Origin of the sequence: Dyella lipolytica (assembly GCF_030160075.1) — a bacterium.
Taxonomy (GTDB): Bacteria; Pseudomonadota; Gammaproteobacteria; order Xanthomonadales; family Rhodanobacteraceae; genus Dyella_B; species Dyella_B lipolytica.
The window spans coordinates 1,893,463-1,911,249 of record NZ_BSNQ01000003.1 but is presented as its reverse complement, the minus strand read 5'-3'; the positions used below and the strand labels follow the sequence as shown (position 1 = coordinate 1,911,249).

Genomic DNA, 17,787 nt, shown 5'->3' with positions numbered 1-17,787 from the left:
GCCACATCGCAGCATTGCGTACCCGGCTGGGGAATGATGCAATGGCGACTCCACTGGACTGGAGCACTCCCATGAACGCGTTGCGTGTATTCGTGCTGTTGATGCTCGCCCTGATGCTCTCGGGCTGTGGCTACAACTCGATCCAGAAGCAGGATGAAGCCGTTAAGGCGCAGTGGTCGGAAGTGCTCAACCAGTATCAGCGGCGCGCCGACCTGGTACCCAACCTGGTCAACACGGTGAAAGGCTACGCTGCTCATGAAGACAAGGTCTTCACCGAGGTCGCCGATGCCCGTTCGCGCGTCGGCAGCATCCAGGTCACACCGGAGTTGGCAAACGATCCCGAAGCCCTGGCCAAGTTCCAGGCGGCACAAGGTCAGCTGACGAGTGCGTTATCCCGGCTGATGGCCGTTAGCGAAAATTATCCGAATCTCAAGGCCGACGGCCTGTTCCAGAACCTGCAGGCGCAGCTGGAAGGCACCGAGAACCGCATCACCGTCGCGCGCAATCGCTATATCCAGGGCGTGCAGCAATACAACTCGCTGATTCGCACATTCCCGAACAACCTTACGGCCAAGATGTTCGGTTACCAGGTGAAGCCGAACTTCAGCGTAGAAAACGAGAAGGCCATCTCCACGGCACCGACGGTCGATTTCGGATCCGGGACGCCGGCACCTGCCGCCCAGCCGCCGGCCAGTCCGGCACCTGCTGCTTCGGCACACTGACATGATCCGGCGCTTGGTGCGCCTGTGGATCGTTGTGGCGATAGCGCTGCTATCGCCATGGCCTTCGTATGCTGACGATCTTCCGGCGGTGCCCACGCTCACGCAGCACGTCACCGATCTCACCGGAACCTTGACGCCGCAGCAGATCGATCAGCTCAACGCGCAGCTGACCAATCTGGAAAAACAAAAGGGTGCGCAGCTCGTCGTTCTCATGGTGGGCAGCACGCAACCCGACGCCGTCGACGATTATTCGTTGCGGGTGGCCGAAGCGAACAAGCTCGGTCGCAAAGGTGTCGATGACGGCGTTCTGCTGTTTATCGCCAAGAACGATCGGCAGGTGCGCATCGAGGTGGGTTACGGGCTGGAAGGTGCGATTCCCGATGCCGCTTGTGCCCGCATCATTCGCGAGTACATCGCGCCGAAGTTTCGCAGTAACGATTACGCCGGTGGCATCAACGATGCGATCGGCGCGTTGACCCTGCTGATCAACGGCGAGTCCTTGCCACCGCCTGTGCAGGGTAACAATGTCGAGCAGCACGGCCCGGATCTGCAAGGCATCTTCTTCCTCGCGATATTCGCCGTGATCATCTTGCGCGGCATCTTCGGTCGCACCAGCGCCTTTGTGCGTGCACCTCTCGGTGGCATCGTGGTCGGCGGGCTGCTGTGGATGCTGGCCTCGGCCGGCATCGGCATTCTGGGTGGGATAGTGGGCGGTCTTTTCATGCTACTGCCGGCCGGCGCCGGGCGATCCATCGGCGGTGGTGGCTGGGGTGGATTCGGCGGCTGGGGCGGTGGTGGAGGCTTCGGCGGCGGCGGTGGTTTTGGCGGAGGCGGTGGCTTCAGCGGTGGTGGTGGCAGCTTCGGCGGCGGCGGTGCTTCGGGGAGCTGGTGAGATGACGCGCACGCAACGACTGCTCGCGAATGTGTTCGATGGCTGGTTCCAGCTGCATCGTCGCTTTCCGCCCGCCTTGCTGGACGATATGACGGCTGCCATTGCGGATGGCGAGCACACGCATTTGGGTGAAGTGCGTTTCGCGATCGAAGCGCGCCTGGCGCCGCAGTCCGTGCTGGCGGGGTTGGATGCCAACACGCGCGCGCGGCAGATTTTCGGCCAATTGGGCGTTTGGGATACCGAACACAACAACGGCGTGCTGCTGTATCTGTTGATGGCCGAGCATCGCATCGAGATTGTGGCCGACCGTGGCATTGCGCGGCGGGTCAAACCTGAAGAATGGACGGCGATTTGTAACGCCATGCGCGAAAGCTTTGCGGCGGGTCAATGGCGTGCGGGTGCCTTGCGTGGCATTACCGATACGCATGCGTTGTTGGCAAAGCATTTTCCCAGTCACGGCAAGGCAAGGCCTGACGAATTGCCGGATCGGCCCGTGTTGCTTTGATCCTGCTCGCATTATTCCGATGTGGCACATGGCGTGGTGTCGTTCGCGTCGACCACGTCGCCTCTGACGCGGCCTTTGGGCGCTATCACCACCTTCAGTACTCGCTGGGGCTCGCCCCGGACACAGAATAAAAGACTTAGATTGGTGCCGGCGGCGCTGCCATCCGGATCGAACCAGATGTATTTTTTCGCAGTGCTACCGCTAATGATGAGCGAGCTTCGGTATCTGCCACCTACGTAGAGCGGCGGCCCGACAAGCTGACCCTTGTTTTGAGGGTCCGCTCGCCCTATCAGCCAGCCGTCGTTCCATGAGCTGCTACCGTTGCAAGTCAAAGCATTCCTGCTGGGACAAAAGATGACGCGCACTTGTTCGTTCACGGCCAGGTTGCGCGCGTGCTGCAAGGCGGCGATGTAATCGGTTTGCGCCAAACGTAGCTCGTGCCCATTGAGCAGGTGTCGAAACGACGGCACGGCTATGGTGGCGACCACTGCCAGCACGACCAGCACGATGATCTGTTCGATAAGTCCAAAGCCTCGTTGCGTGTATCGGAAAGACAAGTTGGCACTCCATAGCCGCATTCCAGCCATGCTAGGCCTCATTTTTCGCGGGCCAACGGGTTGCTGGATGGGTAAGCCGTCGGGTGCTGCTGACAGGTTATGTCAGCATGCAGCATTTAAAATGGCTCAAAGAGCCCGCAAGGTAAGAACATGACCGACCGCGACCGCTTCGAACTCGTATCCGATTACCAACCGGCCGGCGACCAGCCCGAGGCTATCCGCCGTCTCGTTGAAGGTTTCGAAGCCGGTCTGGCTGCGCAGACCCTGCTCGGCGTGACGGGGTCGGGCAAGACGTTCACTATCGCCAACATGATTGCCCAGGTGCAGCGTCCAACCATCGTGCTGGCGCCGAACAAAACCTTGGCCGCGCAGCTGTACGGTGAGTTCAAGGAATTCTTTCCGCACAATGCGGTGGAGTACTTCGTCAGCTACTACGACTACTACCAGCCTGAAGCTTACGTCGTCGCGTCGGATACCTTTATCGAGAAAGACGCCTCGATCAACGAGCACATCGAGCAGATGCGCCTAGCGGCCACGAAAGCGCTGCTCTCGCGCAAAGATGCCCTGATTGTCGCGACGGTCTCGGCGATCTATGGCTTGGGCGACCCTGACGATTACCTGTCGCTGCGCCTGATTCTGGCGCGCGGCGAACGCATCGATCAGCGCGCGCTGATTCGCCAGCTGACCGAGCTGCAGTACACCCGCAACGAAATGGAGCTGCGTCGAGGCACTTATCGTGTGCGCGGTGAAATCATCGACGTGTTTCCGGCTGAATCGGAAACCGAAGCGTTGCGCATCGAGCTATTCGATGGCGAAGTGGAAAACCTTTCGTTGTTCGATCCGCTGACCGGCGAGACGATCCGCAAAGTGCCGCGCTACACCGTCTATCCGCGTACGCACTACGCCAGCACACGCGAGAGCGTGTTGAACGCGATCGAGACGATCAAGGTCGAGTTGAAGGAACGTCTCGAATATCTCTACAAAGAGAATCGCCTGGTCGAGGCGCAGCGTTTGGATCAGCGCACTCGCTTCGACATCGAGATGATGGCCGAGGTGGGTTATTGCCAGGGCATCGAGAACTACTCGCGGCACCTCACCCGCCGCGCCCCGGGCGAACCGCCGCCGACACTGTTCGACTATCTGCCGCCCGATGCCTTGCTCGTCGTGGACGAGTCGCACGTGACGATCCCGCAGCTTGGCGCGATGTACAAAGGCGACCGCTCGCGCAAGGAGACCCTGGTGGAGTTCGGGTTCCGTCTGCCTTCGGCGATGGACAACCGCCCGTTGCGTTTCGAGGAGTGGGAGCGCCGCGCCCCGCGTTCGATCTATGTCTCCGCCACACCGCGTGCTTACGAACTGGAAAAATCCGGCGATGCGGTGGTCGAGTTGGTCGTGCGTCCTACCGGCCTGATCGATCCGGAAGTGGAAGTTCGCCCTGTCCGCACCCAGGTCGACGATCTGCTGGGCGAAGCCAAGAAGCGTATCGCGATGGGCGACCGTGTGCTGGTCACCACGCTCACCAAGCGCATGGCGGAAAACCTCACCGAATATCTCAGCGAACACGATGTGAAAGTGCGCTACCTGCACTCGGACATCGAAACCGTGGAGCGCGTGGAAATCATCCGCGATCTGCGCCTAGGCGAATTCGACGTGCTGGTTGGCATCAACCTGCTGCGCGAGGGTCTGGACATGCCGGAGGTTTCGCTGGTCGCCATTCTCGACGCGGACAAAGAGGGCTTCCTGCGTTCCACCGGTTCGTTGATCCAAACCATGGGCCGCGCGGCGCGTAATCTCCGTGGCAAGGCCATTCTCTACGCCGACGAGATCACCCGCTCGATGAAGGCCGCGATGGACGAGACGGCTCGCCGCCGCGAAAAGCAGCGGACCTGGAACGAGGCGCACGGGATCACGCCTGCGTCGGTGGTGCGCCGCATTGCCGACATCATGGAAGGGGCGCGCAGTGAGGTGCCGGGCCGTGGTGGTCGCGGCAAATCGATGCGCGATCGCGCGATTGCGGCCATTGCAGAGCAGGGGGCCGAATATGCGGCGCTGGACGTGGCTCAGGCCTCGGCCATGATCAAGCGGCTGGAGGCCCAAATGTATAAACACGCCGAAAATCTGGAGTTCGAGGATGCGGCCCGCCTGCGCGACCAGATCCACCAGCTGCGGGAGCGGGCTTTGCGCTGATTTTGGTCTTCCCGTATACTGCACGGCTCGCGCGGCCAGCCGGGCGAGCTGTGGGCGGTTAGCTCAGCGGTAGAGCACTTCCTTGACATGGAAGGGGTCACAAGTTCGATCCTTGTACCGCCCACCAAATCCCGATAAAACGGCGTGCTTTACGGCACGCCGTTTTTCTTTGCGCGAACGAGGGCTTCGGACATGGTCTACCTGTGGGTCAAGACGTTTCATCTGCTGTTCGTCATTGCCTGGATGTCGACGGTGTTCTACCTGCCGCGCATTCTGGTGAATATCGCCGAGGCGGGCGATGACGCGGCTGTACGCGCCCGGCTGCAGCTCATGGGCCGCCGGCTGTACCGCTTTGGCCACAACCTGTTCGGCATGGCTGCGGTGTTTGGCCTGATCCTGTGGGAGGGCTGGCGCGTCTTTCCCCAGACGATGCCGAACGTGGTCGCGTCGATGCACTGGATCGACGCCAAGCTAAGCATCGTCGTAATGCTGCTGATTTATTTCAGTTGGGCCGGCCGGGCGATCAAGCGCAGCGAAAAAGGAGGCGCTTTGCCTTCGGCGCGCGCGTTGCGTTGGCTGAACGAGCTTCCGGTGCTTTTGCTGCTCGGCGTGTTGTATCTAGTGCTCGCCAAGCCATTCTGAATCGGCGGAACTCGTCGTAGTTACGCTTTGACGCGATAGTAATCGCGATACCACTCCGCGAAGCGCGCCACGCCGGTTTCGATCGGCGTATTCGGCGCGTAGCCCACGTCGCGACGCAGCGCCGACACATCGGCCCAGGTATCGGGCACGTCGCCGGCCTGCATCGGCAGCAATCGTTTTTCCGCGCTGCGCCCGAGATGCTGCTCAAGTAGCTCGATAAAGCGCATCAGTTGCACGGGTTGATCGTTGCCGATGTTGTAGACGCGATAAGGCGCACTCGATGTGCCCGGGTTCGGATGCAGCGGGTCGTACGTCGGATCGGGTTGCGCAACATGATCGAGTGTGCGGATCACGCCTTCCACGATGTCGTCCACGTAAGTGAAGTCGCGACTGTGGTTACCGTAGTTGAAGACATCGATCGACTCGCCGCGCACGATGCGATCAGCGAACAGGATCGGTGACATATCCGGGCGGCCCCAGGGGCCGTACACCGTGAAGAAACGCAGGCCGGTAGTGGGCAGGTCGTACAGTTGGCTGTACGTGTGCGCCATCAATTCGTTTGCTTTTTTGCTGGCCGCATAAAGGCTCACGGGATGATCGACAGCGTCTTCTACCGCGAAGGGCAGCTTGCGATTCGCCCCGTAGACCGAGCTGGACGAGGCGTACACCAGATGTTCCACCTTGCCGTAGCGGCAGGCTTCGAGCACGTTGACGAAGCCGACTACGTTGCTCTGTACGTAGGCCTGCGGATTTTTAAGTGAGTAACGCACGCCGGCTTGCGCAGCCAGGTTGGCGACGCGCTGGGGCTGGAATACCTGAAAGGCTCGGTCGATCGCCGCAGCGTCGGCAAGATCCGCGCGCAGATGGGTGTAGTTCGGATGCGTAGCGAAGCGGGCGAGGCGTGCTTCTTTCAGCGCCGGATCGTAGTAATCGTTGTGATTGTCGATGCCATAGACCTCGTCGCCACGGGCCAATAATCGTTCCGCGAGAGCGGCGCCGATGAAGCCGGCGGTGCCGGTGACGAGGATGCGCATGCAAATGTCCGGAAAGGTGTCCCGTTTATTCTATCGTTGGCCGCTCGTTTCGCCGATGCGCTGAATTGACACCGGCGGTGCGCTAAACTAATTTTCGGTTCCGAACCCACGGAGACAAGGTGGCCCGCGCCCAGGCGTCGGTCGAGTGTGTGACATGGCAACTACCCGCTTCCAACGCTGATAACCGCCACGCCTTGTGTCCCAACAAAAGGCGCTTGGCGCCTTTATTTTTGCCCGTCATCCAGACGGGCAAAGAAAAACCGGCCATCCATGGCCGGACTCTTCAAAAAAAGCACGTCATAGATGTGACGTACAGGTACGAATCATGATTGAGATCACGCTACCCGACGGCAGCAAACGCCCCTTCGACCATCCTGTGACGGTGCAGGACGTGGCTGCCTCTATCGGCGCCGGCCTGGCCAAGGCCACCTTGGCTGGCAAGGTGGACGGCAAGCTGGTGGATGCCAGCTTCCCTATCGACCACAACGCCAGCCTCGAGATCGTTACCGAGAAAAGCCCGGATGCGCTGGAGATCCTGCGTCATTCGACGGCGCACTTGCTGGCGCAGGCCGTGCAGCGGCTGTTTCCGGGTGCGCAGGTGACGATCGGTCCGGTGATCGACAACGGCTTCTATTACGACTTCGCCTACGAGCGCCCCTTCACGCCGGACGATCTGGTGAAGATCGAGGCGGAGATGGAAAAGATCGTGAAGGAACAACTGCCGGTAACGCGCAGCGTGAAATCGCGCGACGACGCGGTGAAGTTCTTCCGCGGTATCGGCGAGGAATACAAGGCCGAGATCATCGAGAGCATTCCTGCGAACGAAGAGCTATCGCTCTACACGCAGGGTGAATTCACCGACTTGTGCCGCGGCCCGCACGTGCCGAACACGGGCAAGCTGCGCGCGTTCAAGTTGATGAAGGTGGCCGGCGCGTATTGGCGCGGTGATTCCAACAACGCGATGCTGACGCGCATCTACGGAACGTCGTGGCTCAGCGACAAAGACCTCAAGGCTTACTTGCACCAGTTGGAAGAAGCCGAAAAGCGCGATCACCGCAAGATCGGCAAGGCGCTGGACCTGTTCCACCAGCAGGAAGAAGCGCCGGGCATGGTGTTCTGGCATCCGAACGGCTGGGCCATCTGGCAGGCCGTGGAGCAATACGTGCGCGGCGTCTATCGCAGCAGCGGCTACCAGGAAGTGCGCGGTCCGCAGATCATGGATGTCAGCCTGTGGAAGAAGTCCGGCCACTGGGACAACTACCAGGAAAACATGTTCTTCACGGAATCGGAAAAGCGCACCTACGCACTGAAGCCGATGAACTGCCCAGGTCACGTGCAGATCTACAACACCAATTTGCATAGCTACCGCGATCTACCGGTCCGCTACGGTGAATTCGGTGGCTGCCATCGCAACGAGCCCTCCGGCGCGCTGCACGGCATCATGCGCGTGCGTGCCTTCACGCAGGACGATGGCCATATCTTCTGCACGGAAGGCCAAATCGAATCGGAGGTCACCGCCTTCCATCAGCAGGCGATGAAGGTCTACACCGACTTCGGTTTCGACGACATCGCGCTGAAGATCGCCCTGCGCCCCGACAAGCGCATCGGCAGCGACGCCGTTTGGGATCGCGCCGAGGATGCGCTGCGCGCCGCCTTGCGCTCAGCCGGGGTGCAATGGGACGAGCTACCTGGCGAGGGTGCCTTCTACGGCCCCAAGATCGAATACCACATGAAAGACTCGATCGGCCGCGCCTGGCAGGTCGGCACCATGCAGGTGGATTTCATGATGCCGGAGCGCCTCGGGGCGGAATACGTCGACGAACATAGTCAACGCAAACATCCGGTTATGTTGCATCGGGCCATCGTAGGCTCGATGGAACGCTTCATCGGTATCCTCATCGAACACCACGCCGGCAACCTGCCGCCGTGGCTGGCGCCGGTACAGGCACAGGTGTTCAGCATCACCGACGCCCAGGCCGACTATGTCCGTCAGGTAACGCAAACCCTTGTCGATAAAGGCTTCCGGGTGCACGCCGATTTGCGCAATGAGAAGGTCGGCTATAAAATCCGCGAACATACGTTGCAGAAAGTGCCCTACCTGCTTGTGGTCGGCGATCGCGAAAAGGAATCGGGGGCTGTTTCCGTGCGTACCCGTTCGGGCGAAGACTTGGGCAGCATGCCGCTAGCCAGCTTCATCGAACGCCTGGAGACCGAGACGCGGCGCTAACGCCGTACGGTCGACTTCAACATCTTCTGGAGGATAGTGGTATCGCCACCACCGAAACTAAGGGCAACCGTCGCAACCATGAGATCCGCGTACCGCGTGTGCGTGTGATCGGACCCGATGCCGAGCAGCTTGGCATTCTTACCCGCGACGAGGCGCTGCGCGCTGCCGAGGAAGCGGGGCTCGATCTGGTCGAAATCCAGCCCAACGGCGACCCGCCGGTCTGCCGCATCATGGACTACGGCAAGTTCAAGTTCGAAGCCCAGAAGAAGGCCCAGGCGGCCAAGAAGAAGCAAAAGCAGGTCGAAATCAAGGAAGTGAAGTTCCGTCCGGTGACGGACGTGGGCGACTACCAGATCAAGTTGCGCAACATGCTTCGCTTTCTGGAAGAGGGCGACAAGGTCAAGGTCACCATCCGCTTCCGCGGTCGCGAAATGTCCCACCAGGATCTCGGCCAGAACCTGGCCAGGAAGATTCAGGAAGATGTGGGCGAGAACGGCCAGATCGAATCCTTCCCGCGTCTGGAAGGGCGGCAGATGGTCATGATGATCGGGCCCAAGAAGAAGTAATCCGCCATATTTCCCTCTCCCTGCCAGGGAGAGGGCCGTTGCTCGGCAACTGGCTGGCTTTGGCCCAGCGCCTCACGTATACTTGTCAGTTCGACCCGCAAGGAAGGGTCGTGAACCGATCGTGGCAGGACGGAAAGCGTGGCCCTGAGGCCACCGCCAGATCAGTCAGAAACCGGGGTAGCACCCCCATCACGGAGCATTCCCATGCCCAAGATCAAGACCAATCGCGCGGCGGCGAAGCGTTTTCGCAAGACCGCGTCCGGCAAGTTCAAGGCCGGCCATGCGTTCAAGTCGCACATTCTTACCAAGAAGTCGACCAAGCGTAAGCGCAACCTGCGCGCCACCAACCACGTCAAAGCTTGCGACACCAAGGGTGTAGCACGCATGTTGCCGTATCTCTAAGGCGGAGGACTAAACCATGGCTCGTGTAAAGCGTGGCGTTACCGCCCGTCGTCGTCACAAAAAAATCATCGGCCGTGCGAAGGGCTATTACAACGCCCGTCGCAAGGTCTTCCGCGTTGCTAACCAGGCCGTCATCAAGGCCGGTCAGTACGCCTATATCGGCCGCAAGCAGAAGAAGCGTCAGTTCCGCGCCCTGTGGATCGTGCGTATCAATGCTGCTGCCCGTCAGTTCGGTCTGTCCTACAGCCGCCTGATCAACGGTCTGGCCAAGGCCGGTATCACCGTCGATCGCAAGGTGCTGGCCGATATCGCCGTGCACGACATCAAGGCGTTTGGGGCCATCGCAGAAAAGGCGAAGGCCAGTCTGGCCGCTTGATCGTCAACCACTGACGATATGATGTGAATCAAGCGGGGAGAAGGCCAAACGCCTTCTCCCCGTTTTTGTTTGTGTTTCTGTGAATCCACCTTGGAATCGCACCGATGGATGACTTGGATAGTCGCGCCACCCAGGCGCTGGCGGACATCGACAGGGCTGACACGCTCGACGCGCTCGATGCGCTGCGCGTGGGCTTGCTAGGCAAGAGCGGTGTGGTCACCGCCGCACTGAAGGCGCTCGGCGCGCTCTCGCCGGATGAGCGCAAGGCGCGCGGCGCCGAAGTGAATCGCGTGAAAGAACGTCTCGCCGATGCACTAGCCGCACGCAAGCAGACACTGGAGCAAGCTGAGCTGGATCGCCGCCTCGCTTCCGAAAAGCTCGACATCACCATGCCAGGTCGCGACGGAGAGCGCGGTGGCATTCATCCGATCACGCGCGCGCTGGAACGCATCGCCGCGATCTTCGCGCGTCTCGGTTACCAACGCGCCGACGGTCCCGAAATCGAAGACGACTGGCACAACTTCGAAGCACTGAATTTTCCGCCGCATCATCCTGCGCGCGCGATGCACGACACCTTCTATTTCGGCGACGGCCGCCTGTTGCGCACGCATACGTCGCCAGTGCAGATCCGGTCGATGAAGGGCCGGCAGCCGCCGATCCGCATCATCGCGCCGGGTAAGGTCTATCGCAGCGATTCGGATCAGACCCACTCGCCGATGTTCCATCAGATCGAAGGTCTGCTGGTCGATGAAACCTCCAGCTTCGCCGATCTGAAAGGCACGTTGGCCGAATTCATTCGTGCCTTCTTCGAGCGCGATTTCGAAATGCGTTTCCGCCCCAGCTACTTCCCTTTCACCGAACCCTCGGCCGAAGTGGATATTCGCTGGGATGCGGAAGACGGCAGCACGCGCTGGTTGGAAGTGCTCGGCTGCGGCATGGTGCATCCGAACGTGCTGCGGAACTGCGGTATCGACCCGGAACGCTATACCGGCTTTGCTTTCGGCCTGGGTGTTGAGCGCTTTGCCATGCTGCGCTATGGCGTCTCCGACTTGCGCGCGTTCTTCGAGAACGACCTGCGCTTCCTCAAGCAGTTCGCGTAATCGCAGCAGGAACCGACACGCATGAAATTCTCCGAAAATTGGTTGCGTCACCATGTTCCGACCCGCGCTTCGCGCGACGAACTTGCTGCGACGCTGACGGCAATCGGCCTGGAGGTCGAGGACGTCGCTCCATTGGGCAACTCGCTTGATGGCGTGATCGTGGCGCGCATCGTCAGCGCCCAGAAGCACCCGGAGGCCGATCACCTGCAGGTCTGTGAGGTGGACACGGGCAGCGGCGTCGTGCAGATCGTCTGCGGTGCACCCAATACACGCGCTGGCCTGGTCGCTCCGTTGGCGACCGTTGGCGCCAATCTGCCCGGCGGCATCGCAATCAAAGCGGCGAAGCTGCGTGGGGTTGAATCGTTCGGCATGCTTTGTTCGGCCAAAGAGCTGGGCGTTGATCCCGATGCGTCGGGCCTGCTCGAACTCCCCGCCGATGCGCCGATCGGTACGCCGCTTGCGACCTACCTCGGTCTGCCGGACGCCAGCATCGAAATCAAACTTACGCCTAATCGTGCCGATTGCTTCAGCGTACGTGGCATCGCATTCGACGTTGCCGCAGCGCTGGGTAGCGAGGTGATCCCGCTCGATACCGCGCCGGTGCCTGCTCAAAGCGATGCCACGATGAAGGTCGTGCTCGATGCGGGTCCGCGCGTGCCGCGCTTCGCGGGTCGCGTCATCGACAACGTGAACGCCAGAGCCGAAACGCCGGTGTGGATGGCCGAGCGGTTGCGTCGCAGTGGGCTGCGTCCGATCAGCTTTCTCGTCGACGTCACGCAGTACGTCATGCTGGAACTTGGCCAGCCCATGCATGCGTTCGACAAAGACAAGCTGGAAGGCGAGATTGTCGTGCGTCCGGCGCGCGCGCGCGAACCACTCGCGCTGCTTGACGGCCGCACTGTCGAGTTGGATGACGACTTCCTTGTGGTCTCCGATAGCCGTGGTGGCCGAGGAGCGCGTGCCGTTGCGCTCGGCGGGATCATGGGTGGGTTGGATACGCGCGTCACCGACGACACGCGCAACGTGTTTCTGGAAGCCGCCCACTGGATTCCGTCGGCCATCATCGGCCGCAGCCGCAAGTTGGGCATGCACACCGATGCCGGACACCGTTTCGAACGCGGCGTCGATCCGGAACTACCCGGCATCGCCGTCGAGTATGCGACGCGACTGATCCTCGACATTGCCGGCGGTGTCGCCGGTCCGCTGGTGGACGTCACGTTGCCGCAACACCTGCGTTCGCCGAAGCCGATCCTGCTGCGCCGCGCGCGGCTGGCGCGTGTGCTTGGCCTCACCGTCGCCGACGGCGAAGTCGTACGTATCTTCACGGCGCTTGGCATGAAGGTCGAGCCGTCGGCCGATGGCTGGCAGGTCACCGCGCCAAGTCGCCGCTTTGACATCGAGCGCGAGGAAGACCTGATCGAAGAGGTTGCGCGCATCCATGGCTATGAAAACATTCCCACGCACACGCCGGCCGGCGCGTTGACGCTCGCCGCGGAACCCGAGGCCCGCCTTAATGAGCTGGCAGTGCGCGAGCAACTGGCGGCGCGCGGCTACTACGAAGCCGTAAACCTCGCCTTCATCGGCCATGATGTGCTCCAGCGCTGGGGTATGACCGAGCAGCTGGTGCCGCTGGCCAACCCGCTTTCGGCGGATCTGGCGGTGATGCGGCCATCCTTGTTGCCGGGGCTGGTCGACGCCCTGTCGCACAACCGTGCCCGTCAGCAAGAGCGAGTCCGTCTGTTCGAACTGGGCCGGGTATTCGCCGCAGGCGACCCGCCGCTGGAAACACCCAGCCTTGCCGTCGTCGCCAGCGGCCATGCGCGAGCCGAACAATGGGGCGAGTCGGCGCGTCCGTTGGATTTCTTCGACATCAAGGGCGACCTTGACGCCTTGATCGCCTGGGGCGGTGAGCCCCAACGCTGGTCCGTGCAGGCCGATGGCCTACCGGCATGGCTGCATCCTGGGCGGGGCGCCCGCTTGACCCGCGACGGGCTGACGGTCGGCTACCTGGGTGCCTTGCATCCGCAGTTGGCGAAGGCCCTCGACCTGGGCCCGGACGTGCACGTGCTTGAGCTGGCCCTGGACCCATTGCTGGGCCGCCGGCTGCCAAGGGCGCAGCCGGTGCCGCGCTTCCCGTCCGTTCGCCGTGACATTGCGGTCGACGTTCCTGAACAGGTGAGCTGGTCACAAATTGAGCAGGCCATCCGCGGCAGTCTGGGAACCGGTCTCGTGGAGCTGCGCCTGTTCGACCGTTACAGCGGCAAGGGGGTCGAAGCTGGCCGCAAAAGTCTCGCTATGGGCTTGATTTTGCAGGACGCTTCACGCACCCTTACTGACGACGACGCGGATCGCTGCGTTCGAAATGCGGTGTCTGCGTTGGAGGCGGCATGCGAGGCAAAATTGCGAGGGTAAGATGGCGGCGCTGACAAAGGCGGAAATGGCCGAGCGCCTATTCCTCGAGGTGGGCCTTAACAAACGTGAGGCAAAAGAGTTCGTGGACGCCTATTTCGAGGTGGTCCGCGAAGCGTTGGAAAGGGGCGAACAGGTAAAACTGTCAGGATTCGGTAACTTCGACCTGCGGAAGAAGAACCAGCGACCGGGGCGTAACCCCAAGACGGGCGAGGAGATTCCGATCTCCGCGCGTCGGGTGGTGACGTTTCGGCCGGGGCAGAAACTCAAGGTGAGAGTCGAGGGCTATGCTGGATCAGGGGAATAACACCGAACTACCTGCCATCCCGGCCAAGCGCTATTTCACCATTGGTGAGGTCAGCGACTTGTGCGGGGTGAAGCCGCATGTGCTCCGTTACTGGGAGCAGGAGTTTCCTGCGCTCAATCCGGTCAAGCGCCGCGGCAACCGCCGGTACTACCAGCGCCACGACGTGCTGATGATCCGCCAGATCCGTTCCCTGCTGTACGACGAGGGCTTCACCATTACCGGAGCCCGCGCTCGGCTGGAAGGCCCGCAGGCCCGTATGGAAGCCAGCATGTCGCACCAGATCGTGCGCCAGGTGCGCATGGAGCTGGAAGAAGTGCTTACGTTGCTTCGCCGGTAATCGGCGAAGTCTTTCGGGGTTTCGGCCCAAGCTGATACACTTTCCGTCTTTACCGCATCCGTCGGGGCGTAGCGCAGCCTGGTAGCGCATTTGCCTGGGGGGCAAAGGGTCGTGGGTTCGAATCCCGCCGCCCCGACCAATTCGGTGAAAAAGTAAACGGCGCCTTGGCGCCGTTTTCTATTTGGGTGGTCGGCGCCTTGGCGCCGTTTTTCGTTTCGGTAGCCCACCGGCATGGACATGTGCCAGTGACGGCGAAGCGCTAGTCTCTGCGCCAATGTCCCCACTGCGCCGATAGGAGATCCGCCCATGCCGTCCAACACCTGTCACCCGAACGCCCCGCACGTGAAGTTGAAGACCCCGGACTGGTACATCTCGTCACTGATGCTGGATCGTGCCCTCGATGCCATCCTGCGCCGGGTCAAGAAACTCGACCGCAACCACGACATCCCCTATCTCGCTGGCTACAGTCAGGACGGCCAGACGATCTATATCGACCGTCATCTACCCAAGACCTTTACCTTTCGCGGCCGCACCGTCGACGTTGATCGCTTCCTGATTCTGCACGAGGAAGTGGAAAAAACCCTGATCGACCAGCTCAAGCTGCACTATCTCCATGCGCACCAGATCGCAACGCGCGCCGAAGAGGCTGCCGTGCATGCCCAACGCATCACGTGGCAAGCCTATGACCGCTTCATGCAGAAATACGTCAAGCGCATTGGCGACGAGCGCCTTACCAAGGTGCCGGTCGATCTCGACCTCAAGCCCTACCGCGACTACCACGACTACGATCTGCTACGGCAGATGGAAAAGCATATGGAGCACGGAAAAGGCCTCAGCGCGAAGCAGAAGACAGAGCTGAAAAGTTACGCCGATGCGTTCCGCGAGGAGCTGCGCGTGCAGCATCGCCACGAACCCCATGCTGATGCGCCCTCCGACAAGCGCCGCAAACCGGCAGCCAAAAAGCGGGCGGCCTTGAAGGCCAGGCCGGCAAAAACCGCCAAGGCACCCACGAAACGTCGCGCTGCGGTCAAACGGGTGAAGTGACGTTTCCGAACGCTGGCGATGACCGGGCAGGTTGCACGTCGACAGTCCTTTCTATGACTTGTCGACGTACACCGCAAGTTGCGCAAACGCACCATCGCGCGTCAGCGCAGTGATCTGATGATCACCTGCCTGCGGCAACGCCAACTGCATGTTCGCGTTGCCGAGGCTGCTCCCTTGCAGGCGTCCATCCAGCAGCCACTGGACTTCACCGGAGGCGCCGAGCGCCTGCAAGGTCACACGCAGCGGCTGCGCACTGTTCGGTGCTTGTCGCAGCCGCACACCATCGCTAAGCCCGGCAATGCGAATGGGATTGGCGACATCGAGCGAATCCGCTGCGCAGCCGGGTGCCAGCGGCGGCAGGGCGGCCTGCGTTGCGTCATCCGTACTCAGCCACGACGTTGCCAATGCAGGCCAGCGGGCGATTTGAATACGGTGTTCGACTTTGCTGCGACAGGTTGCGCTGAGGCGATGCCCTTGAGCATCGACGCGTACCGTTATCAATCCCGCCGACCAGGCCGTGATATCGCGCTCGGCGAAGGTGGGCGGCATTGCACCATCCAGCGTCCATGCCACGCGCCGTTGACGGCACAGTGCAGTCGGCGTGGCCGACGCGGCGCCGCCGAGCGGCCAGCAGATATCCACCCGTCGTACATTCGCGGGCTGTGTCGCGTGAGGGTGAGTGCGATCGTCAGGCAACATATCGACCACAGCGAACATCAGCGGCAACGAGGTCACCGCGCCGTATTGTCCGGGGGACGGCGTGCCGTCGGGGCGACCGATCCACACGCCCACCGTCCAGCCATCGGTAACGCCGATGGCCCATGCATCGCGATACCCGTAGCTGGTGCCGGTTTTCCAAGCGACAGCGCCGTGTTGATTGATAGTGCCATCCAAAGGAGCGCCTTCCACATCGGCGGGATTGGTCGAGAGAATGTCGCGGATGATCCATGCGGCACCTGGCGAGAGCAGGCGACGCGCCTGTTTCGGCTGGTCTGGTACATACCGTGGCGCTCCCGCGATACCGCCATTCGCGAAAGCGGTATACGCACCTACCAGATTCTCCAACCGTGTCGATGCGCCGCCGAGAATGATGGACAGGTTTGGTTGCGCACCTTGCGGCAGACCCAGGTCGATACCGCCATTGGCCAGCCGCGCCACGAAACGGTTAGGGCCGACGTGATCGAGCACATCCACCGCCGGCACATTGAGCGAACGCTGCAGGGCTTCGGCAACGCTCACCGGTCCGCTGAACGTTTCATCGAAATTGCCCGGCTTGTAACCACCGAAGTCCTGCGGCGCATCGACCAGCAAACTTTGCGACGTGATGAGTCCATCGTCGAGCGCCAGGCCATACAGGAAAGGCTTGAGCGTGGAACCTGGAGAGCGCGGCGCCCGCACCATATCGACGTGTCCAAGCCGAAGCGGATCACCGAATTCCGCCGTACCGACATAGACCCTCGCCTCAAGCGTCGCATTGTCGACTACCAGCACGGCAGCAGACGTGCGCGGCGGCAATCGCGAGAGGTAATCGCTGACGCGATCTTCCACTGAACGTTGCAGGTTGGCATCGATGGTGGTGACGATGCGTCTCGCCTGCGGCTGCTGTTCATGCAGGCGTTCGGCCAACAGCGCCGCTTCCAGTGGCGCGCGCAGGGAGCGGGCGACCACGGGTTCAATTTCTGCATCGCGCACCTGGGCTTCGCTCCACAGACCTTCGTCGCGCATGCGCTTGAGCACCTTGTCGCGCGCGCGGCGCGCCGCGTCGGAGTGGCGATCCGGGCGCAACAAGCTTGGCGATTGCGGCAGTACGGCCAGTAGCGCCGCTTCAGCGTGAGACAACCGATCAGCCGGTTTGCCGAGATAAGCCCACGATGCGGCTTCCACACCCTGGATCGGGCCGCCGAAGGGAGCGTGGTTGAGATAGAGATTGAGAATCTGCGCCTTGCTCAGATGTACCTCGAGCTGCAGCGCGCGGAAGATCTGCACGAACTTACCGGCAACGGTGTGCGGAATCGGTGTGATGATGCGTGCTACCTGCATCGTCAGCGTCGAGCCGCCGGAAACGATATGTCCGTGACGCACCGCAGTCGCTACACCGCGCGCCAATGCATACGGATTGACACCGGGATGCCGATAGAACCAGCGATCCTCATAAGTCAGCAACGCCTGCAGATACAACGGCGACACCTGCTTGGATGTGGTCGGATAACGCCACACGCCATCGCTGTCCGCAAATGCGCGCAACGGCGTGCCGTCGTGCGCAAGTACTACGGTGCTGCCGGTATCGGGTGCCGGCAGTGGAAGCGGAAATACACGATCCAGCACCACGGCCAGTAAGAGCAGTACGGCAGCGCCAATAAGCAAGTTGCGCAGAAAACGAGGCATACGCGCAGAACGGAGTATCTGCGGGTGAATGGGTTCGGGCGATGCGGAATCCATATCGTTCGTCCGTCGTCGGGCTACGCGGAACGTGGCCGCGT

The 17,787-nt window shown here is 61.5% G+C and carries 17 protein-coding genes and 2 tRNA genes; 16 read left to right on the top strand and 3 right to left on the bottom strand.

The window, feature by feature from the left end; genetic code table 11:
- Nucleotides 1–71: 71 nt before the first annotated feature.
- The 3 genes from QQL64_RS10105 to QQL64_RS10095 are packed head-to-tail and all read left to right on the top strand — an operon-like array spanning nt 72 to nt 2,119.
- On the top strand, nt 72–722 hold the full coding sequence (locus QQL64_RS10105) for a LemA family protein (RefSeq protein ID WP_284398851.1): 651 nt from the start codon (nt 72–74) through the stop codon (nt 720–722).
- Nucleotides 723–726: 4 nt separating this feature from the next.
- Nucleotides 727–1,614 carry a TPM domain-containing protein gene (locus tag QQL64_RS10100; protein WP_404601023.1) on the top strand — a complete coding sequence of 296 codons (888 nt, stop codon included), beginning with the start codon at nt 727–729 and terminating at the stop codon, nt 1,612–1,614.
- 1 nt (nt 1,615) lies between these two features.
- Nucleotides 1,616–2,119, top strand: a complete 504-nt coding sequence (locus tag QQL64_RS10095; protein WP_284398845.1) for a TPM domain-containing protein — start codon at nt 1,616–1,618, stop codon at nt 2,117–2,119.
- 11 nt (nt 2,120–2,130) lie between these two features.
- Here QQL64_RS10095 and QQL64_RS10090 read toward each other — a convergent pair whose 3' ends face one another.
- Nucleotides 2,131–2,676 (bottom strand): GspH/FimT family pseudopilin, encoded by a 546-nt coding sequence (locus tag QQL64_RS10090; RefSeq protein WP_284398843.1) that lies wholly within the window; start codon nt 2,674–2,676, stop codon nt 2,131–2,133.
- Between the two features lie 150 nt (nt 2,677–2,826).
- Between QQL64_RS10090 and uvrB the strand changes: the two genes are divergently transcribed.
- From uvrB to QQL64_RS10075, 3 genes are all read left to right on the top strand, one after another.
- Nucleotides 2,827–4,863 (top strand): excinuclease ABC subunit UvrB, encoded by a 2,037-nt coding sequence (uvrB, locus tag QQL64_RS10085; protein WP_284398839.1) that lies wholly within the window; start codon nt 2,827–2,829, stop codon nt 4,861–4,863.
- Nucleotides 4,864–4,915: 52 nt separating this feature from the next.
- Nucleotides 4,916–4,990: transfer RNA gene (locus QQL64_RS10080), tRNA-Val, on the top strand.
- A 65-nt stretch (nt 4,991–5,055) separates the two neighbouring features.
- Nucleotides 5,056–5,505 carry a CopD family protein gene (locus QQL64_RS10075; protein ID WP_284398836.1) on the top strand — a complete coding sequence of 150 codons (450 nt, stop codon included), beginning with the start codon at nt 5,056–5,058 and terminating at the stop codon, nt 5,503–5,505.
- Nucleotides 5,506–5,525: 20 nt separating this feature from the next.
- Here the strand turns inward: QQL64_RS10075 and QQL64_RS10070 are convergent, their stop codons facing one another.
- Entirely contained in the window at nt 5,526–6,539 is a 1,014-nt protein-coding gene (locus QQL64_RS10070) for an NAD-dependent epimerase (RefSeq protein WP_284398833.1), read from the bottom strand.
- 325 nt (nt 6,540–6,864) lie between these two features.
- Between QQL64_RS10070 and thrS the strand changes: the two genes are divergently transcribed.
- The 10 genes from thrS (at nt 6,865) to QQL64_RS10020 (ending at nt 15,307) form a co-directional block, all read left to right on the top strand.
- Nucleotides 6,865–8,766: a threonine--tRNA ligase gene (gene thrS, locus QQL64_RS10065; protein ID WP_284398831.1), complete on the top strand. Its 1,902-nt coding sequence runs from the start codon at nt 6,865–6,867 to the stop codon at nt 8,764–8,766.
- 41 nt (nt 8,767–8,807) lie between these two features.
- Nucleotides 8,808–9,332, top strand: coding sequence for a translation initiation factor IF-3 (gene infC, locus QQL64_RS10060; RefSeq protein ID WP_345782647.1), 525 nt, complete (start codon nt 8,808–8,810; stop codon nt 9,330–9,332).
- Between the two features lie 204 nt (nt 9,333–9,536).
- Entirely contained in the window at nt 9,537–9,734 is a 198-nt protein-coding gene (rpmI, locus tag QQL64_RS10055; protein WP_019467379.1) for a 50S ribosomal protein L35, read from the top strand.
- 16 nt (nt 9,735–9,750) lie between these two features.
- Nucleotides 9,751–10,110, top strand: coding sequence for a 50S ribosomal protein L20 (gene rplT / locus QQL64_RS10050; protein WP_128898432.1), 360 nt, complete (start codon nt 9,751–9,753; stop codon nt 10,108–10,110).
- A gap of 104 nt (nt 10,111–10,214) precedes the next feature.
- Nucleotides 10,215–11,210: a phenylalanine--tRNA ligase subunit alpha gene (gene pheS / locus QQL64_RS10045; protein WP_284398830.1), complete on the top strand. Its 996-nt coding sequence runs from the start codon at nt 10,215–10,217 to the stop codon at nt 11,208–11,210.
- A gap of 21 nt (nt 11,211–11,231) precedes the next feature.
- The gene (gene pheT, locus QQL64_RS10040) at nt 11,232–13,622 is read left to right on the top strand and encodes a phenylalanine--tRNA ligase subunit beta (RefSeq protein ID WP_284398827.1); all 2,391 of its coding nucleotides are present in this window, start codon (nt 11,232–11,234) and stop codon (nt 13,620–13,622) included.
- 1 nt (nt 13,623) lies between these two features.
- Entirely contained in the window at nt 13,624–13,926 is a 303-nt protein-coding gene (gene ihfA, locus QQL64_RS10035) for an integration host factor subunit alpha (RefSeq protein WP_126674889.1), read from the top strand.
- Nucleotides 13,907–14,263: a MerR family transcriptional regulator gene (locus QQL64_RS10030; protein WP_281852334.1), complete on the top strand. Its 357-nt coding sequence runs from the start codon at nt 13,907–13,909 to the stop codon at nt 14,261–14,263. Before ihfA ends, QQL64_RS10030 begins: the two co-directional genes overlap by 20 nt.
- A gap of 62 nt (nt 14,264–14,325) precedes the next feature.
- A tRNA-Pro gene (locus QQL64_RS10025) sits at nt 14,326–14,402 on the top strand.
- 167 nt (nt 14,403–14,569) lie between these two features.
- Complete coding sequence (locus QQL64_RS10020) at nt 14,570–15,307, top strand: hypothetical protein (protein WP_284398819.1); 738 nt, start codon at nt 14,570–14,572, stop codon at nt 15,305–15,307.
- A gap of 51 nt (nt 15,308–15,358) precedes the next feature.
- On the opposite strand, the gene pbpC is transcribed toward QQL64_RS10020, so the two are convergent.
- On the bottom strand, nt 15,359–17,746 hold the full coding sequence (pbpC, locus tag QQL64_RS10015; protein ID WP_404600999.1) for a penicillin-binding protein 1C: 2,388 nt from the start codon (nt 17,744–17,746) through the stop codon (nt 15,359–15,361).
- Nucleotides 17,747–17,787 lie beyond the last annotated feature (41 nt).